This window comes from Pseudomonas sp. LAMO17WK12:I1 (assembly GCF_900177315.1).
GTDB lineage: Bacteria > Pseudomonadota > Gammaproteobacteria > Pseudomonadales > Pseudomonadaceae > Aquipseudomonas > Aquipseudomonas marginalis.
The window spans coordinates 18928-35241 of record NZ_FWZV01000005.1; the positions used below are offsets into that span (position 1 = coordinate 18928).

Sequence of the window (16314 nt, forward strand, 5' to 3'; positions counted from 1 at the left end):
AAGGCTCGTTAAAGAATATTGGTAGCCTTGGTGACCAGGAAAATGGCGACACCCAGGATGGCGACACCCACAGCGGCTGTTGCACCGAGGTCCATCCATTTCTTTTTGCCGTGCTGGATTTCGTGGTAGGTGCCAAAGGCGTGCCAGGCGACCCCAATGAAAATGACGGCACAGACAATGAGACCGAGCAGAGAAAATCCGTCGAAGGCGTAGTTCTGCATCGTCTGCATCAAGTTGGAGCCTTCACCGCGAGTGGGGGGTTGAGACTGGGGCAGTGCCGCCATGGCCAACTGTGGAAGCGTAAGAATGCCGATCAGCAAGCGGCGTGGCCGTAGGCGCGAGGTCATGATGAATCTCCGATAAAGTCAACTGAGAACAAACGTGGTCAAAATCATGCAAAGCAGCAAGATGCGAACAACCGAGGTGGAAGCGATCGTGCGGTCAAGGTTTCCGGTGGCCCATCCTCGGTAGCAGCTCCAGAGAGCCCACGCCCCCCACAAAAAGATGATGGCCACCGCAAAGCCCACGAAGAACAGGTTGCTTGACGAAGCAGGGAACCCTGCAGCCGCCTGGAAGGCAGACGCTTGAGCGCCGCTCATGCTCATGGCTTGCGTCCTTGCTTTGTGTATTGGCCCGACAACTCCACGGTGTCCCGAGGCTGGGCTCGGCTTGGAGTGAGGTAATCCTCCAGTCCGTGTCGGATACGAGCGATATCGCCAGCCAGACGCTGGTAGTCGAAGAAGAAGCGCTTGCCCGGTTCGTCGGACACTTGAGCGCTCCGGCGTGCAGTGTCCTCAAGGGCATTCAACTGACGGATCATCACATCCAGATTGGCCTGTTCGGATGCGGAGGCAGCTGCTGCACTGGAGACATGCAGGCAGCATCCAAAAAGTCCGATGAGGGCTGGCAAAGCAAATCGGTGAGTGAGTGCAGTGCTGCGCGGGAACTGGATCACGGCTGGGCTCTGGTAATTCCTGGTGCCATCAGCTTGCCGTTTTCATCAAGGCGCGCGCCGCAAGAAAACCATATTCAGGTCTTGATTGATTTCTTCAGGCAGCCATCTTCCAGCTATACGCTTTGGATCTGGCGCTTAAAGAACAGGAGGTAACCAGTAGGCAATGCAATGCCATAGGCCCAGCTTTGAGCGTTGTGATTGCCGATCTTTATCTCACCTCTGAACACCGGCTGGACGTTGATCAGTTCCCAGCCTTCGCTGCCTAATAGAGCGAGGCGTTGCTGACGCTCCGGATCATTTAGAAAGCTCTGAATGTCGGGTTCAGCCGTGGGCTCTACCGACTTGAACATCAAGAGTTTTTTGGTCAGAACGATGTACTGAAGCGGGGAGAACTCGGTGTGATACTCAAACGCCTGACGAATCATGGCGACCTCCTCAAGATATTGCGATTCCAGCCGCGGGGCTCAGTTAGTTCTTTAGCTCGAACTCTTTAAAGATGACCGCGCATCCACATACTGCTGCATGATGGACAACACCATTGAGTTCAGCGCCAAGATCTTCATTGCTCGCGTAACCGCCACGTAGAGCAAATTCAACTCGTCATCTCGACGTCCCTGATCAATATCGGGCGAGAGCGGGTCAGCGCTGAAATCGTCATACAGGCTGACGAAGTCCCATTCCAGCCCCTTGGCCTTATGCCCTGTGGTTAGTGTGATTGTGGCATCCAATTCGTTATCGACTGATCGAGCGCGCAGTGTATGGATCCGCTGAGGCAGATCTGGGTAGGCCGCAATAATTTTGATCGAGCGCAGCATCTCGTTGTCCTGGCTTACCTCGGCAATTTCCACGAACTGTGAAAAGTCCCGATAGTCCCGCAAAAGCTTACGGTTCTGCACCTCCTGATTGCGGTTACGGCTGAACAGGTACAAATCTTCCAGGTCGCGAAGCGAGTAGCTGTCGATACCGCCAACCCAGAAGATTTTAGGGTTGCTCGCTACCAAAAATAGAGCGTTCTCAATAACGCCTGTCACGGTGCGATGGATAAAAGTCCGGTGCGGTAGATCTTCTGGCAACGCCCGTTTAACAAGAGTGTTGGAACCCAACCCCTGCAGTTTTCGGGTCTCCCCCTTGTAGAAGAGAATAATGTTGGCCACATGTGCGACCGCTGGACCGAAGCGAAAGCTCTGGGTTAGGTAATGACATTCAGCACCGACCATCCATTCGCTGTTGAGCGCATCCTCTGCACCGCGGAAGCGATAGATTTGCTGATGTGGATCGCCGACCGTCACTTTTCGGATCTTTTGAATTTTTACTAGGTCGGCAATAACCGGGTTAACGTCCTGTCCCTCATCTAGAAGGATGGCGTTAAATCGTTCGCTAAGGTTGGGCTTGCTTAGCTGATACAGCTTCAGGTAACCGTCGTGTGTAATCGAAATGCCAGTGTCTTGTAGATCTATCATCCGATTCCAGATGGATTTGGCTACGCCCAGGGCATTGTTGAGAAATCGTTCCTGTGCGCTCGTGAGCATTCGTTGACCTTGGAACCTGGGGAAATGCCAATGGGCTAGCTCGTCATCGGCGCTGGCCATGAAGTTGTTCAGCGTAGTGAGGACGTCCCGAACCAGCTCCCAGTCTTGGGTGTTGATGGCCCTGGCGATGTCAGTCAGGCGTAAGTTTTTGGTCTGCTTGGCTGCGTACTGGCTCCCATAAACCGCATAAGCAAGGCCATGTGCTGTTTTGCAAACCACATTGCGAGGGAAGCGTCCCCTAGCTGCGAGCTCGACGGATTTGTTGTAGCAGAGGTACAGCATTTTCACCGAGGCATGATGAGTGGCGTAGCCGACCAGCGTAGTAGTTTTGCCGGTACCGGCGAATGCCTGGACCAGTAGCTTGTCAGCCGTTGAATGGATGATTGGCTGCTGTTCTTGAGTCCACTGCATGGACAGCTCCTAGAGGTATTTTTTGAAGCTTGAGACAGTGATGTTGACGGACACGCCCAACAGCACAGCGCAAGGCAGCAGGATCAAAAGTGGACTGATACTGACGGGGATGGCCAGGTAGATCGTCCAAGGCACGATAGTCAGCGGAATGATCGTCCCTCGAGCTTTGTGATACAGGTAACTTGACTCGCGACCGGAGCCGAATTTTCGTAGGTCGCGTCGCACCAGGCCATCGACGAGTCCTGTGAATGCTGCCAGTACGAACAATGGAATCGTCAACGTCAGAATGACCATTCGGACGCAGAACGTCAGCACGGTGTACATCGCAGCTAAGCCGTAGTCCTGGAAGTGGATCATCACCCGACCGAGCTCATAGCGCAGATTGAAAGTGCCAGCTTGCTGCTGCGATGTGGAGCGCGTGTACTGTGTCAGCTCGTTTATGTTCTCCTGCAGACCGCTTTTCACCATCAGCCAGTCGTAAACTGTCTGTGCCAGCCATGTCGCCGTACGCCCGGGTTCTTTGATGACAACGCTATGCAGCAGATCCTGTGACAGCCAACTCAACTCGTGCTCGAACATGTGCTGAGCGTGTTTCCAGCCGGCATCTGGCCAAAACACGTACATGCACAGCCATTCAACGATAATGGCGCCTAGCAGGGAGCCAAACATCACCCCTAAAAAATGAAAAGGGGCCGAGAACAGCATGCCCAGAAAGGTTTTTGGGCCTTCTTGCTGCTGTTGGGCTTTTTCCGCGATATCGGCCATAGCCATGCTCCTCCAGGCTTATGCGACTTTCTCGTCTGCGGCCAATTTGCGGAAATCGTCTAATAGGTCATCTGGTAGCGATTCGCCCAATGATTGATACCCCGGCGCCTGCCACCAGCCATTATTTTCTCCTGCACCTTTCCGCATTTCCTCGGCCAGGGCCTGCAGGTCTTTGGGCATGACTTCATCAGGATCGTTTGCCGGCAGGGGCATACGAATCTTCCAAAGGTTGCCGCCTTCAATCAGGGCGAAGCATTGTCCCTTGGGCAGTGCAACCACGTGCGCCGGTTCGATCATCGGCACACTGACGCTTTGGATCTGGTCGTGGGTGTTGGAGGTGAAGGCGGCTTTGCCATTGATGGCATCGTTAGCACTGCTTGCCGGCGTGCTGGTGAACACCTGAACCTTAGGCAACTGGTTGGTCAACAGCTCTGCAGTTGCGGTTTCACGGACACGCAACATGAACAGATTGTTGAAGTTACCGATGACTTGGCCAGCTTTCGCGCGGTTACCAATCTTGGCCTCGATATCGCTCAAGGTCTGGGTGTAGGCCGTAACCTGCATGCCGGCGCCGCCGCCTTTGTTGATCATCGGAATGAATTCATCGCCCATTAATTCGTTGAATTCGTCCGCGTGTACGTTGATCGCTACCTTGCCAGCTTTGGCCCCGGGCAAGCCGTCATCAATGCCGAATTTGTAAATGTGGCCCGCAACCGACACTAGGTCGCTGAACATCGAGTTGCCAACGGCCGCAGCCACCTCTGTATCGGATAAAGCGTCCAGGCCCACGTAGACTACCGCCCGTTTGCGGATTATCTGCATCCAGTCAAAAATTGGGCGTGGATCCTCAAGATCCATGTAGTCGGGAGATAGCAGCTCCGCAATTCGTCCCGTGGTCAGTTTTTCAAGCAGTGGCAGCAGGCTGGCCACGATCTTGTCGAAATAGGTTTTGTCATAACGTACCGCTGATCGCAGGCCCTCCATTACGGGATCTGAGATACGTTGTTGAATGAGGTACATGTCCAGGGCCACCACGCGCAGCGGTCGATCCTTCATGGCGAAGCTGAGGTTCTTACGATCGATCTTGCCTTCAAGCTCCACGATCGCTTGCCAGGCCTTGGGATCATTTTCAGCAAAGTACTTCTGTGCATACTCGATGAACAGCGCATCAATGTTGGTCACATGCTTGAGGATCTGCTCGTAGTCCGGCCGACGTCCCAGGGCAACTAGGGCGCGCGCGATGATGTTGACGAAACGCCAGGCGAATTCGCGGAAGGCTGCTGAATTGCCTTCCCCCGATAGTTGGCCAGCAATTCGGGTTGCTACCTCCGAAATCCGACCAAATCGGCCCACGGCGTTATAGCGTGCGGAGTGATCCGGCCAGCCCAGATGGAATACGTAGAACTCATCCAGTCGGCCTGCGCGCTTGCATTCGATATACATGCGCTTTAGGAGGTCTGCATCGCCTTTAGGATCGAAGACAATTACCACTTCGCGGTCCAGGTTCATTTCTTCATTGCGCTGGCTTCGATGGACTGGTTGTACGCGGCGACCCATCTGAACGCGGCGCCGGGGTCTCCGTCGGGTCCGTCTGATGTCCTGGGTGATGAACAGCTCTGCCAGGCGGGTCTTGCCTACCCGCGTAGTCCCGAGTACCAGGGAGTGCCCAACCCGCTCACCCAAAGGCAAGCTGACGTCAGCTTCGTTCGGTTCTATGCCATGTAGTCGCGGTAGACCACCTACTGGTGGGAGTGGGCGCGCTGGGTTGAGAGCTACGTTCCAGGAGGTGACCTTGGTCAGCAGTTTGAGCGGGAAAGGCGCAAACTCCAGACGCTCTTCAATTCGCCGCGCTAAAGCGTAGGTCGAGGTTGGCTCGACATATTCGGCGTACTTGGGAAGGTAAGTGTCCATCAACCTCTGGGTATGTTTCTGTGTCCAGCGAAACCCCTTACCGATGAACAGCCGCTCATTGCTGACCGGAATGTCTGTGCTCGTCATGGTGTAGTGGGGCAGGCGCCGAATATTGCGCCGGTAACGTAACACCACCATTGCTTGCTTGAAGCGAATAACGCCGAGGCCAAAAAAGCCTGTGGCAGCAACTGCTCCAAATAAGGGGGTCAGAGCAACCGCCCAAGGCGCGAAAACACAAAGTAGCGCAGCGGCAGCGCAAACCCAGACGGTGTAAAGCTCGACGGCGGGGCGAAGCAATGACTCGATAGTAAAAGGACTAGCCATTGTTGACTTCCTTGGAGTGTCTTAGCTCAGGCGCTGATATTTGATCGGCTAGCAGCAAGCGCATTGCTATGGCGTCACCCTGTTCTGTCGACGTCACACTGCCGCCATAAAGCCTGGCAACATAGGTCATTTGTTCCAACATCAATTGGCAAGCTCGAGGATCTTTTGGCTGCCTGATCACCAAGGTGATCGTCAGAGGTGATGGCATCCCTGTGTCCTACTGCTCAATGGCGGTCGCAGTAATGAGTAGTGGGTAGTGCTTGATGCCAAGGCGCTGCGCAAGGTCATTTGAGGGGGCCGGTACCACCTGCAGGTCGCCTGCCCAGCGTCGAACCTCGGCAAATCGTTCGGCACTGGCCACGTTTACTACCAGGCCTACTGCCTGCAAATGCCGCAGTTGCTCATGACGCTGCGTCAGCCATGCCTTGGACATTTCATCGTCGCCAACCAGGAATAGAGGTTGTAGGCCAGGCGCATTGATCACCCGGCCTTGCGCTTGGCCGGGAGTCAGTTGGTCTGAGTGCACGGGAAATGATCCTTGCCCCCGCACTCCCATGTTTTCCAATGGAGCGGATTGCTCGGTGGGCTCCGGCGCTAAATCTTGATAGTACGGCAGGGCTGAAACCCCACCTCGGTCCTCAACCACAATTAGCGAGCTGGCATTCACCATAATTGGCGTTGCCAAGGACAGCAAAAGCACGAAACTGAAAAGTCTATTCATGGATTGTTCGCCATCAGGTTAATGCCGGTGACACGGCTGAGATGTTTGACAAATGCGCGACGATAACGGGCCGCGGGCTCGCCTCCGGCCGGGCGGTGGTAACGGCCAGCGGCTGTGATCCAATCTCCGCCCTTGGCCTTCTGTTCCGCTAGAATCTGCGCGGTTACCGTAAGGTTTTTGTACGGATCGAGTCCTTCACAGGGGTAGCGATAGCGGTGGCCGTTGGCACCTATGTTGGTTTGCCCAAGACCGACGTCGACGCGGCTAGGACCTGCCGTCTGAAGGGCGATCATCAACGCCCTACACGCATCGTTGCGTGTCGCAAAGCGGTAACCAGCACCCGCAACGTTTAACGTCCAAGGCCAAGGCACCACTTGGCCGCGAAGTGGGGTTCCGCTCTCCTGCAGGGCTACGGCGTAGAGCACTTCGGACGGAACACCCGCAGGTAGCGCGATCAATTGATATGCCGGTGGAGGTATTTCGGCACCCATGGCTAATGATGTGCCGAACAAAATGGCAGCGGCCAGCGTTCCATGGACTATTGTCGTTGCCATTGTCCATTCACCTCGCGCACCACAGCGGGCAGCTCGCCACCGAGCCCAAGGCCAAGCCAACGTCCTTCGTCGTGATTTAGCGTTATTTGCCGGCTGCGTACGTTGTCCGGTTCCACACCCGCCAGAATGGCCCACCGGCGGATCTTCTCGTCATCACCCTGGCTGCCGACGAAATAAAGATCAAAGGCCTGCTTTTTGGCTTGCAAGTCCTTAAGGCGTGTGATGCACGCTGTGCAGTTATCTTGAACAAAGATCGCAAGCCGACCATTGCTTTTTAGTGCTGTCTGCGCAGTGGAGCCTATGGAGGAAGGGTTAGATGAGATCTGGATGACTTTTTCATTGGGGTATAGACGGGCAAACGCCTGGTCATAGGCCAGTTGGTAAGCCAACTCCTTGTCAACTCGCTGCCTCTCAGCCCGCACCTGCAGTTCCGCGTAATGTTTACGCTCTTCATTCGATTTGGCCTCGATGCCAAGCGCTGTCAACGGATCTAGGCCGGGCGAGTACACTCCACGGGGACCCTCCATCAAGGTTTGGTATCGACTCCACTCTTGAGTGGTTAGGCCCCACTCTCGGGCAATCTCCCCTTTGTTAGTGCTTTGGACTGAATTCTGGATGTCACTGTTTTGCATGCTTGTGACGGAAGTCGCTGGTGGGGGGGCCGCAAAACAGCTGCAGGTAAATAGAAGCGTCACTAAGCCTGCAATGCTTTGGAGGTTGAGAATTGGCGGGGCTGATTTGGGGGAATTGTGGATGGCAGACATAGGACGGTCCTATTGCGCGACAGTTACGATTTGTGGGGTTCCCGCGACGTCGAAGCGTGCGGATTTACCGTCTAGGGCGTTGAGGCGCCAGGCAGTGCCTGCCACAGCGTCACCCGGCCGGATCAGATAGATTTGGCTTAGGTGGGTACTGCCAGTAGGAGCCACCGAAAGAAAACGTTCACCGCCTCGATACTCGATCCCTATCACAGTGAATGGTGGGGGCTGAGGTGCGGTGACACTGGTGACGGGTTTTTTGATAAGTGGTGATTTGCGAGGTACTGGTTTCGTTTTGGGGAGCGCCACGGGCGGTTGTTTGACCTGGGATTTACTCAGCTCTTGAAGGCGGTTGTCGATGGTCTCCAGACTTGCCTTCAGCACTACCAATTCGCCTGAAGATGCGGAGTTGCGAGACAACTCCTGTGTCGCTTCTGTTGCTTGCTTTGCGTAGGCCTGAGCGGCGTCGATCCTATTGGACAGCGCCTGCTGGCCGGAGCGGAAGTCTTCGTTGGACACTAGGTGCTTGCCATCAACGGCGTCCAGGCGCTCATCTACTTTGCCCAGCCGAGTCAGCAGTGCATCCAGCGACTCTTTGTCGGCAGTCGCGGCTAAGCTATTGCTGAGCTGGGAAAGTTGATGATGCTCATAGCCCAATATGCCCGCCAGAATGACTAGGCAGACACTGAGAATTGCAGTGGTTCGAGTAGGGCGTGGTAGGTTCATGGGCATCCTCGCGCGAAAACGAGGCAACCCTCTCAAACGGGCTCATTTGGCGCAGCAGAAAATAGGTTTCCCAGTGAATATCTTTTTTTCAAAGCTTGCTCTCCAGACTCCAAAACGCTACTAAAAAATGTCGCGATAAAATACGTTGTCACCCCAATCAGCCCTGGAAGGCTCACCATGACGTTTTACATCTCTCCGTCTTACGATTCGTACTATTCCTGCCCAAATGGTCATAACAACAACAGTGGCGCGACCCATCTTGATAACCAGACGTGGACATGCACTGAATGTGGCCAATTGATCAATATCACCATGACCGACTATTCCGGCGTCATGCATATCGTCCAGCGTCATCCTGCAAACACCATCCGCATTGGAAACTACATCGTGTGGGATAGAGGCAATAAGCTTCTGAACATTGGTGAGGTCTACGGCTCCAATGCCCCCACTGGTAAAAAGCAGGCCACGCACTGGAATTTGGTTGTAGAAGGTTACGGCCTTGGAACGGTTCCGGCTAACCAGTACATCAACCGGATCTGAAACCCGCCCCCCGCGAGGATAGGCCTATGCTCCTATTTGACCCGCTACGCAACTTCTTCCAGCGCCGTCAGATCGTACGCCTCGATGCGTTAGCCGGCGGCGTACAGCTGTTGAACCTGCGCAGCGAATCCCCCTGGGGCAGCTTCGTGTTTCCCGGTACCGACTACCAGGACAACATCGAGGTCGCTAGCAGCCCGGTTGGCTACGTCGATTACGGCATCAGTCCGCTGGGCGATTGCGTGTACATCAACATGATCGAAATCGAACGGGCGCAGCGGAGGCAGGGCATCGGCCTGGCAGTGCTGTGGCAGCTGTGGCGCACACACCAGGTGCCGATTGTGCCGCTGGATCAGTGCACCTCATCCGATGGTTTCTGGTACCGGGCTCGCCGGATATTCGCAGCGGCGGGCGCCGTGCTCGGTGAGGAGCTGCGCGGCGACGAGCGACAAGACCTGGAAAAGCAACGCTGGCAGCACCTGGTGCCGGAATCTGTAAACGACCGCTCCCACCGTAAATACTGGGAATGGGTCGCCAGTGAGCACGCGGCAGGTCGACCTGCAGGGCCGGGCATCAGATGAAAGAACTCACTCCCCCCAGTCCACCGCCGTGCTGTTGCCGATCGGCGAACGCCCTCTAAGCGCCGTTGAATTCCAGCAGTTGGCCAGCGTGCCGGCGGCGGTGGAATGGTGCGCCAATATCGACAACCCACGCACCCGACGGGCTTATCAACACGACCTGGATGACTTCTGCGGGGTTGTCGGGCTCACCGGCGCCGATGAGTTCCGCAGTCACCCCCGCGCGCGTGCTGGCCTGGCGCGCTCAACTGGAAACCTGAGGCCTGGCCGGGGCCACGATCCGGCGCAAACTGGCGGCGTTGGCCAGACTGTTTGATCATCAAAGGCCGCCTGGAGCATCTGCGAGTCTTGGAGCAGCAATTCCAAGAAGACGTTAATGCCCCATTCGCTCGCGCAGGTAGGCGATTATGGTCTGTTCGTCGGTCGAGCGTTTCGGTTTGGGCAGGTGTTTCGGCCATCGACCATATTCCGCGCCGAAAAATCTTTTCTTTTGGCCTTCGTCCCAACGCAAAATCTCCCGGGAGGCTGATTCCCACCATTCATGACGGCACACTTCGAAGTACGGGTGGTCAGGTGCGGCGCTTCCGTAAAGTAGATCGCGGCAGACTTTTTTCATGCCTTTGCGTGTATTACGCAGTTTCCACTTTATCCGCAGGCGCTGCCAGGGTGACGGCACAGGTTTGCAGCGCGGCACTTCAGTGCAGAGGGCGGGCAGTTCAGGGTGAAACTGTTCACCATGTCGACTGAAAAAGTGCTTTTGCATAGCATGGAAGAAACGCTTTTCAGCGAAGTAGTGGTAGACGTAGTTTTTCGCTTCCTGAATTGGCTTGTTGCGCATCGCGAATGATAGGGCGATTTGCTCGATAGTATGGATATCGAATGATCCTTGAGTCCACTCGTCGATCAGTCGAATCGACTCTTCGAGCAGCGGCGTATCACTGTCATTGAGACCACACAGACCACTGTTGTACAGCTTGAAACTATTGCTGTCCGAGATGCCGTAAGCTTCTAGCCGCTGACCGAGCTTTACATAGTCTGGACGTTCGCAGACATAGCTCCAGTCGTATTCAAAGCGGTCCATCACATACCGTCCTTGATCAATCCGTCCGAATATACGGTGGGGGGAGTCCAGGAACAGCGTGTCGGTATCTACGAATAGGGTTTTTTCTGCCAGTTTCAGTCCTTCCGCGATCGCGCAGGCCTTACGTCGGTGGTGGTAGCCGTTTTCACCTTGCCATTGGATCATGGTCTGATTGCTCAGGGCGATTGTGTCAACCGGCCAACCGGCGTAATCCTGCGGGCGATCAGTCATAACTCTGATGCACAGCGACTCGCCCCGTTTGAGCTGGGCCAAGGCGGTCAGCATGCTGAATTTAGCTTCGCGCCGGTAGACAGCCTGGTCGCCGTAAATGAGATAGAGCAACTGGTGCGATGTTTTTTCTAGAGGGGGCAGCGCATCGCGCATAGTTAACTCCAAGCAGGAGGATGTCATTTATCTAATTGACCTGTGGTTATTGCTTCTTTTCCTACTTACACAGCCGCATCGCAATAGCATCGAATTCGCGGTCAAAGCTAGCTTTCTCTGCCGCGCTCAAGAAACCCTGCTGCTCGACGAATTGATTGGTTTGGTCCCGGATCGCTTCAACACGGTTGAGCATACGTTCAGCTTCAACCTGGGTTAGCTTGCGCGCTTTTCGCGTTGTGCTGATATCAGCACTCAGAACGTTTGCTCTCACTGATATGTGGGCTTGTCTGGTGTCACTGATCTTACCGCCTGTTTCACCAACCACTGCACGCTGGCTTTCTACATCACAACTCTGCAGCTCAAAGCTTTTCTGAGCCGCTACGGTGTTCAGGCTCACAGCCATCAACGAAGCTAATATTTTGTATTTCATCGGCTTTTCCCTAAACACTTCACGAGCCTGGTTAACGCCAGAGCTGGTTCCTCAGAGACGCTATCCATCGATGTGTTCCGGTGGGGCTTCGCCTTGCTCAAGGCGTCTAAATACGGATAACTCCCGCAGTATCATTACCAAACCCGCACCGGGCGTTTTTTTTGCCAAAAAAAACCGCCCGGGCCGAAGCCAGAGCGGTTTTCCCTCAGTCCAAACCCTTAAAGCAGTTCGTTCCAATGGTCCCGCAGAAGTTCATAGAGGCGATAAGCTCCCAATCCGTTCCGAACGAGACCCCAAGCACGCTTAATAAACTTAAACATACTTTTGGCCCTCCGTAGGTTGGGCCAAACCTCCAACAGCTTATCCGGCTTACCGCTGTCTTCGGGAGTACACGCGAATGTATCCACTAAGGCGGCCGAGTGTGAACCCCTCAGCAACACCGGTACGGCTCTCAACCCGTCTTGAAGGGCATAGGAAACCGTTTCTGCACCGGCCACACATAGCGAATACCTCACCTGTAGAGATCTCGTCTGAGGGCATAGTAGCGTACTTTTGCGTGCGCGAAATGCCCAAAAGCCAGCATTTATCTGGCAATCTGGTGCACCGCGAATAACGGCCCTGAGCAATTTTATAAAACGTTAAATTACCTGGGCTGTGGCTCCCCGTGCGCACAGCCGGGAAAAGCCTTGGCGGTGCGCCAGGCGACGGATAACACGATATCGTATTACTTTATGCAGTATTTCCGTTTGCACACCCCGTCAAGCCTGAGTATTATGAATCCCACGCGAATGTATCCACTGAGGTAAAGCAAGCACTGGCCTCACCAGCGCCTGCAACGAAAAGCCGCCTACTCAGGGCGGTTTTTTTTCGTCTGTACCTTTCCCGTTATGCGTAACACTGCCGAGGTAGCCCGATGTCGATCACCCTGGACCTCTCTCCTTTTGAGCTGCAAACCCTGCAGGATTTTCGCCAGATGCTCGCCGAGTACCAGCGCACCGCCTCGAGCATGCCAGAGCTGGAATTAGCCCGTCGTTACAGCGCGCTCAGCACGGCCGCTCAGATCCTCGCCGAAGCCCTGGACAAAGCCGCGCGCGCCCAGGGCGTGTAGTCAAAGCTCCACGCTAAAGCGGATAATCCCCACCTTGTCGGCAACCTTCACCACGGCCTTAGCCCGGGGCAGGTCAGCTGCAGGCCGTCCCAGCGCTCCCCCCAAAACTCCGGGGCTTCCTTCTGGCGGTAGCAGGCCGCGTTACTTTCACGTGCACTCATGCAACGCTGACCATGGCCGCCAGGGCGGCGGGGAGTTGCCCATGGATATGCCAGCGCAGCGCCTCGGCGTCTGCCAAGCTGATTTCTTCCATCATTTGCAGGGTCAGCAGCACGCCTTCCACCTGGTACACGTAGCGCGCGGCCATCCCTTCGTCGGCAGCCTGGCGCATCAGATGCAATTGCCCTTCGATCAACTCGTAGTGACCTGGGCGCAACGGCACGCCGCCCAACTCAAAGCGTCGCGATACTTCACCGTCATCGGTGAAACTGTAGTGTTCCGAACCTGCCAGGCCGGTGTCAGTCATGGGGAAACTCCTTTTCGAGTGAGGGGCAGTGACTGCGTAAAACAGTCCAGGGTGGAGTGGTCACCGGGGTCATAAAAAAGGGGCCACACCCTGGCTCGGTGTACACCCCTTTTTAACTTATGGGCGTTATTGGTAACGCGGCGTCACTCACGCGCCGGCATAAACGCCATCTGCATACCCATCGGTAGCGCAATCATGATTGGCCTGCGCGGCGCTTGTTTCAGTAGCGGCCGCTCGACAGCCGGCGCCGGGGTTTGCTCAACTTTCGGCGCAGGTTGGGGAATGTGCTGGATCGTCGGTAATGCCATGTTAGTGCCCTCCGGGGGCTTTTTTGGTATGGGCCCATAGTCTATGACCGCTGATTCCACCCTTCAGCCCAGGGTTTCCCATTTCAGCACAGGGTTCCTTTTCAGTAAAAATCGTTTCTGTAACGTAAGCGTCTGCCCAACACAGCTTGCGAGGTCAACTGGCTTTTATTGGCTACATGCAGGTCGAAGAACTTGCGGCGCGCATGACTTGGCCGGACGTATACTCTGTAACGTGACTAAAAGTAAGGCTATTTGTCATCGAGGCCTAGGTTGCATGAACCGGGACATTCCAGCGCGCCACGTCTTTACTGACTTAGCCCGCTTAGCGGGATGTGGTGCTCGGCGGGATATTCCTAGCTGTTCCAGACCTTCCAAACAGGCTGCGATGTCTCGCATGCAGTAATCCAGTCGCCGATCTCTTGAATCATTTCCTGGGCTCGTTGTTCGTCGATTTTGCCGCTGTTCAATTGGTCCCATACGAAGCCCAGGAACGCACCGACGTCGTGAGGGAATTGCACGTTGTCTTGATGTAAGTTCGACTCAAGGAACGGCACACCCTCTCGATCAGCATCACCATTGATCGCGACGTGGGAAATGTGCCATCCAGCTTCGGTCTTCTGTACCGTGAGCGTCGTGTTCGCTGACCACCGACGTGTCCAATAAGTAATCTTGAAATCCATAAGTAGACCTTATCGTACGGGGGAGACGTCAAAGCGGCGTTCCTCTACGACCTCAGCCCCGCAGATGCGGGGCTTGGGGTTCAGCTGAGCGACGATTTCCTTTCAATAGTCCTGCAAATCGTAAGTCCCGCCAGAGCGTGTCAGTAGCTCAAGAATTTGTTCCTCAGTAGCAGGCTCATCAGGGCCGACTGTCCACTCCCAAGACTCGCTCAGAACCACCCAACTGTCCCCGACGACCCAAGTTATCGGCCACTTGCCGTTTGGATCAATAAGGCGATACCCCGCCTCTGCTAGTAGATCTTCAAACCCATCAACCATGACCGTTTTCTTGCAATTCAGGAGCGTGGCGGCGGACTGACTGCCTGCTGAAAACCGCCGCCCTCCGGTAACTGGCTAGGAACCTTGAGGGCATCGCTTAAGGCTTGATCCTTTTCCTGAGTCAGTTGCACTGTCATCGAGAAACTAATCAAGTCATGCTCAACCAGCGCGGTCAGATAGCCCGTCACCTTCGATGCCGACGGCGACCAAAGAGCGGAGTCATGTCGATAGCGACGCACCTCGTCGACCATCTTGGCAACGCATTGACGGGCTCGCGCGATGGTGTCGGGGCTGTCTTGCTCAATCTGGATCAAAGGCATCACAGAGTTCCTTACTCACGGACGCGGAAGCCGCGCCCTGGTACCGCCAAAGGCCCAATCAAGGACCGGTGGCGTGCAGCGATCTTTCCTACTCGAATTCCAGTAGCCCTTGCTGACGCGCCAGATCGACGGCATAAATAAAGATTTGCTCCGACACCGTCGAACGCGAACCACGATCTACCGGCCATTGTTGATCCCTGACGCTACTGCGCGCGATCACTATTGGTGCTGGAAGCCCTTGTGAGCAGAAATAGAGATCGAATCGCCCCTTGCTACCAAGATATGTGCAATCGCCAGGGAGTTTTGGGTGCTGAGGTTGAGACATATCGTTTTCCTATAGCTTGCCAGGGTTCAGCAAACCCTTGGTTTCGAGGTAGAACACTGCCGGCTTGCCCGTCTCTACGAACAACCCATAGGCCTTGGCCATCCGAGCATCCAGCACTGCTACTCTTGGATTGCAGGCCCAAAGTTCACCAGTCCGCATCCGATTTCTCCGTTTTCGAGCTTGCTGATCTGGATTGTGATTTTTGAAAGAAATTGGCTTTCAGTCGTCAACCATTTCACCAAGGAAATTTTCTCCTGCCCGCCCGGAATGTTGTCATCGCCGATGGCGTGGGCTTTCAGTACATCCTGGACTACCCCTGCAGCTAGGTCCGGTATACTCAAAAGATCGTCTAAGTGCGATTTGCCGTCAAATGATTTACCAAAACCTAATAAGTCGAAACTGTGCTTGGCATACATGGCGAGCGCTTGCTGGAAAATTTTCTGTGTATCCCCAAAATTTCGGGTTTTGGTCATTTCATTAATCGCGTCGTTGTCGCAATACCACAGCAATCGTTGGTTTTCTCTGGTGGTCAGACCAACAAAAAAGGCAATGGAATGACATACGCGAAGGACTTTTTCAGCCACAGGTCCTTTCCACTGACCTAATCCCATGGCCGCTAGCTGATCCACCAGAAAGGTGTGAGCTTCCTGCTTGGATGGGCCAAATACTGTCTCAATTTGCCTATCGATAGCGATTGTGATTACCGCGCCATGGATGAAGTGGTCAACGATCCAAAGAAACTCATCAAGAGCTCTACTTCGAGGGCCGTAGGTCAGGTCTTTGAAGGAAAACTCACTATATGGATCTAACAGATCGTATTTCTCTCTGAGGGCTCTGGTCTGTTCTTCAAATGGCCCGACCTTGTCGTAAGCCATGAGCAAAAATGAATAGGTGGTGAAGCGTGACCCTTTATGCTCGCCGCCAAAATCGGACATGACAGCCACTTTTTCGTCATCTGAAAAGTCAGGTAGTTCAGCTAGGGTGCGAACAGCCTGTGCGAGCAATATCGAGAAGGTAGGGTAATCCTCGCGGATGGCCGATAAATCGAATGGACGCTGCTTCTTTATTCGCTGCGGAAGTCGTGCCGTCCGATCCCTTCCCTTCCCCATAAATGCCTCACTCATT

Annotated in this window: 21 protein-coding genes and 1 pseudogene; 4 read left to right on the top strand and 18 right to left on the bottom strand. The window is 54.7% G+C overall.

Annotation, left to right across the window (positions count from 1 at the left end; all coding sequences use genetic code 11):
• Window positions 1-8: 8 nt before the first annotated feature.
• The 11 genes from B9N88_RS10225 to B9N88_RS10280 form a co-directional block, all read right to left on the bottom strand.
• Window positions 9-347, bottom strand: coding sequence for a TIGR03745 family integrating conjugative element membrane protein (locus B9N88_RS10225; RefSeq protein WP_027606825.1), 339 nt, complete (start codon window positions 345-347; stop codon window positions 9-11).
• An 18-nt stretch (window positions 348-365) separates the two neighbouring features.
• Entirely contained in the window at window positions 366-605 is a 240-nt protein-coding gene (locus B9N88_RS10230) for a TIGR03758 family integrating conjugative element protein (protein WP_027606824.1), read from the bottom strand.
• Window positions 602-910, bottom strand: a complete 309-nt coding sequence (locus B9N88_RS10235; RefSeq protein WP_256221296.1) for an integrative conjugative element protein, RAQPRD family — start codon at window positions 908-910, stop codon at window positions 602-604. Before B9N88_RS10235 ends, B9N88_RS10230 begins: the two co-directional genes overlap by 4 nt.
• 158 nt (window positions 911-1068) lie before the next feature.
• Window positions 1069-1380, bottom strand: a complete 312-nt coding sequence (locus B9N88_RS10240) for a hypothetical protein (RefSeq protein ID WP_043293674.1) — start codon at window positions 1378-1380, stop codon at window positions 1069-1071.
• A 51-nt stretch (window positions 1381-1431) separates the two neighbouring features.
• Window positions 1432-2895, bottom strand: coding sequence for a UvrD-helicase domain-containing protein (locus B9N88_RS10245; RefSeq protein ID WP_027606821.1), 1464 nt, complete (start codon window positions 2893-2895; stop codon window positions 1432-1434).
• 9 nt (window positions 2896-2904) lie between these two features.
• On the bottom strand, window positions 2905-3660 hold the full coding sequence (locus tag B9N88_RS10250) for a TIGR03747 family integrating conjugative element membrane protein (protein WP_027606820.1): 756 nt from the start codon (window positions 3658-3660) through the stop codon (window positions 2905-2907).
• Between the two features lie 18 nt (window positions 3661-3678).
• A complete protein-coding gene (gene traD, locus B9N88_RS10255; protein ID WP_027606819.1) occupies window positions 3679-5895 on the bottom strand; it encodes a type IV conjugative transfer system coupling protein TraD in 2217 nt (738 codons plus the stop codon).
• 217 nt (window positions 5896-6112) lie between these two features.
• Window positions 6113-6616, bottom strand: a complete 504-nt coding sequence (locus B9N88_RS10265) for an integrating conjugative element protein (RefSeq protein WP_043293672.1) — start codon at window positions 6614-6616, stop codon at window positions 6113-6115.
• Window positions 6613-7170, bottom strand: coding sequence for a lysozyme family protein (locus B9N88_RS10270; protein WP_027606816.1), 558 nt, complete (start codon window positions 7168-7170; stop codon window positions 6613-6615). Before B9N88_RS10270 ends, B9N88_RS10265 begins: the two co-directional genes overlap by 4 nt.
• Window positions 7155-7934: a TIGR03759 family integrating conjugative element protein gene (locus tag B9N88_RS10275; RefSeq protein ID WP_051429382.1), complete on the bottom strand. Its 780-nt coding sequence runs from the start codon at window positions 7932-7934 to the stop codon at window positions 7155-7157. Before B9N88_RS10275 ends, B9N88_RS10270 begins: the two co-directional genes overlap by 16 nt.
• A gap of 9 nt (window positions 7935-7943) precedes the next feature.
• Window positions 7944-8654, bottom strand: a complete 711-nt coding sequence (locus tag B9N88_RS10280; protein ID WP_027606814.1) for a hypothetical protein — start codon at window positions 8652-8654, stop codon at window positions 7944-7946.
• 177 nt (window positions 8655-8831) lie between these two features.
• On the opposite strand from B9N88_RS10280, the gene B9N88_RS10285 reads away from it, so the two are divergent.
• The 3 genes and pseudogenes from B9N88_RS10285 to B9N88_RS10295 form a co-directional block, all read left to right on the top strand.
• Window positions 8832-9194: a hypothetical protein gene (locus B9N88_RS10285; protein WP_027606813.1), complete on the top strand. Its 363-nt coding sequence runs from the start codon at window positions 8832-8834 to the stop codon at window positions 9192-9194.
• Between the two features lie 26 nt (window positions 9195-9220).
• Window positions 9221-9772 (top strand): N-acetyltransferase, encoded by a 552-nt coding sequence (locus B9N88_RS10290; protein WP_027606812.1) that lies wholly within the window; start codon window positions 9221-9223, stop codon window positions 9770-9772.
• A gap of 28 nt (window positions 9773-9800) precedes the next feature.
• Window positions 9801-10089, top strand: a pseudogene (locus tag B9N88_RS10295) (site-specific integrase); the annotation flags it as partial.
• A 53-nt stretch (window positions 10090-10142) separates the two neighbouring features.
• Here the strand turns inward: B9N88_RS10295 and B9N88_RS10300 are convergent.
• Together B9N88_RS10300 and B9N88_RS10305 are read right to left on the bottom strand one after the other, a co-directional pair.
• Window positions 10143-11234, bottom strand: a complete 1092-nt coding sequence (locus B9N88_RS10300; RefSeq protein ID WP_027606811.1) for a hypothetical protein — start codon at window positions 11232-11234, stop codon at window positions 10143-10145.
• A gap of 61 nt (window positions 11235-11295) precedes the next feature.
• A complete protein-coding gene (locus B9N88_RS10305) occupies window positions 11296-11664 on the bottom strand; it encodes a hypothetical protein (protein ID WP_027606810.1) in 369 nt (122 codons plus the stop codon).
• A 913-nt stretch (window positions 11665-12577) separates the two neighbouring features.
• Here B9N88_RS10305 and B9N88_RS10310 point away from each other — a divergent pair.
• On the top strand, window positions 12578-12772 hold the full coding sequence (locus tag B9N88_RS10310; RefSeq protein WP_027606809.1) for a hypothetical protein: 195 nt from the start codon (window positions 12578-12580) through the stop codon (window positions 12770-12772).
• Between the two features lie 157 nt (window positions 12773-12929).
• Here the strand turns inward: B9N88_RS10310 and B9N88_RS10315 are convergent, their stop codons facing one another.
• From B9N88_RS10315 to B9N88_RS10335, 5 genes are all read right to left on the bottom strand, one after another.
• Window positions 12930-13238, bottom strand: a complete 309-nt coding sequence (locus B9N88_RS10315; protein WP_027606808.1) for a hypothetical protein — start codon at window positions 13236-13238, stop codon at window positions 12930-12932.
• A gap of 143 nt (window positions 13239-13381) precedes the next feature.
• A complete protein-coding gene (locus tag B9N88_RS32570; RefSeq protein WP_155954382.1) occupies window positions 13382-13546 on the bottom strand; it encodes a hypothetical protein in 165 nt (54 codons plus the stop codon).
• Window positions 13547-13899: 353 nt separating this feature from the next.
• Window positions 13900-14226, bottom strand: a complete 327-nt coding sequence (locus B9N88_RS10320) for a hypothetical protein (protein ID WP_027606807.1) — start codon at window positions 14224-14226, stop codon at window positions 13900-13902.
• A 335-nt stretch (window positions 14227-14561) separates the two neighbouring features.
• Window positions 14562-14864, bottom strand: a complete 303-nt coding sequence (locus tag B9N88_RS10330; RefSeq protein WP_027606806.1) for a hypothetical protein — start codon at window positions 14862-14864, stop codon at window positions 14562-14564.
• 444 nt (window positions 14865-15308) lie between these two features.
• The gene (locus B9N88_RS10335; protein ID WP_256221289.1) at window positions 15309-16313 is read right to left on the bottom strand and encodes a hypothetical protein; all 1005 of its coding nucleotides are present in this window, start codon (window positions 16311-16313) and stop codon (window positions 15309-15311) included.
• Window position 16314: the final 1 nt, after the last annotated feature.

Bases quoted from the DNA above. Each gene is read 5' to 3' on its own strand.
- B9N88_RS10225 (WP_027606825.1), bottom strand. From the start codon at position 347: ATGACCTCGCGCCTACGGCCACGCCGCTTGCTGATCGGCATTCTTACG.
- B9N88_RS10230 (WP_027606824.1), bottom strand. From the start codon at position 605: ATGAGCATGAGCGGCGCTCAAGCGTCTGCCTTCCAGGCGGCTGCAGGG.
- B9N88_RS10240 (WP_043293674.1), bottom strand. From the start codon at position 1,380: ATGATTCGTCAGGCGTTTGAGTATCACACCGAGTTCTCCCCGCTTCAG.
- B9N88_RS10245 (WP_027606821.1), bottom strand. From the start codon at position 2,895: ATGCAGTGGACTCAAGAACAGCAGCCAATCATCCATTCAACGGCTGAC.
- B9N88_RS10250 (WP_027606820.1), bottom strand. From the start codon at position 3,660: ATGGCCGATATCGCGGAAAAAGCCCAACAGCAGCAAGAAGGCCCAAAA.
- traD (WP_027606819.1), bottom strand. From the start codon at position 5,895: ATGGCTAGTCCTTTTACTATCGAGTCATTGCTTCGCCCCGCCGTCGAG.
- B9N88_RS10265 (WP_043293672.1), bottom strand. From the start codon at position 6,616: ATGAATAGACTTTTCAGTTTCGTGCTTTTGCTGTCCTTGGCAACGCCA.
- B9N88_RS10270 (WP_027606816.1), bottom strand. From the start codon at position 7,170: ATGGCAACGACAATAGTCCATGGAACGCTGGCCGCTGCCATTTTGTTC.
- B9N88_RS10275 (WP_051429382.1), bottom strand. From the start codon at position 7,934: ATGTCTGCCATCCACAATTCCCCCAAATCAGCCCCGCCAATTCTCAAC.
- B9N88_RS10280 (WP_027606814.1), bottom strand. From the start codon at position 8,654: ATGAACCTACCACGCCCTACTCGAACCACTGCAATTCTCAGTGTCTGC.
- B9N88_RS10285 (WP_027606813.1), top strand. From the start codon at position 8,832: ATGACGTTTTACATCTCTCCGTCTTACGATTCGTACTATTCCTGCCCA.
- B9N88_RS10290 (WP_027606812.1), top strand. From the start codon at position 9,221: ATGCTCCTATTTGACCCGCTACGCAACTTCTTCCAGCGCCGTCAGATC.
- B9N88_RS10300 (WP_027606811.1), bottom strand. From the start codon at position 11,234: ATGCGCGATGCGCTGCCCCCTCTAGAAAAAACATCGCACCAGTTGCTC.
- B9N88_RS10305 (WP_027606810.1), bottom strand. From the start codon at position 11,664: ATGAAATACAAAATATTAGCTTCGTTGATGGCTGTGAGCCTGAACACC.
- B9N88_RS10310 (WP_027606809.1), top strand. From the start codon at position 12,578: ATGTCGATCACCCTGGACCTCTCTCCTTTTGAGCTGCAAACCCTGCAG.
- B9N88_RS10315 (WP_027606808.1), bottom strand. From the start codon at position 13,238: ATGACTGACACCGGCCTGGCAGGTTCGGAACACTACAGTTTCACCGAT.
- B9N88_RS32570 (WP_155954382.1), bottom strand. From the start codon at position 13,546: ATGGCATTACCGACGATCCAGCACATTCCCCAACCTGCGCCGAAAGTT.
- B9N88_RS10320 (WP_027606807.1), bottom strand. From the start codon at position 14,226: ATGGATTTCAAGATTACTTATTGGACACGTCGGTGGTCAGCGAACACG.
- B9N88_RS10330 (WP_027606806.1), bottom strand. From the start codon at position 14,864: ATGCCTTTGATCCAGATTGAGCAAGACAGCCCCGACACCATCGCGCGA.
- B9N88_RS10335 (WP_256221289.1), bottom strand. From the start codon at position 16,313: ATGAGTGAGGCATTTATGGGGAAGGGAAGGGATCGGACGGCACGACTT.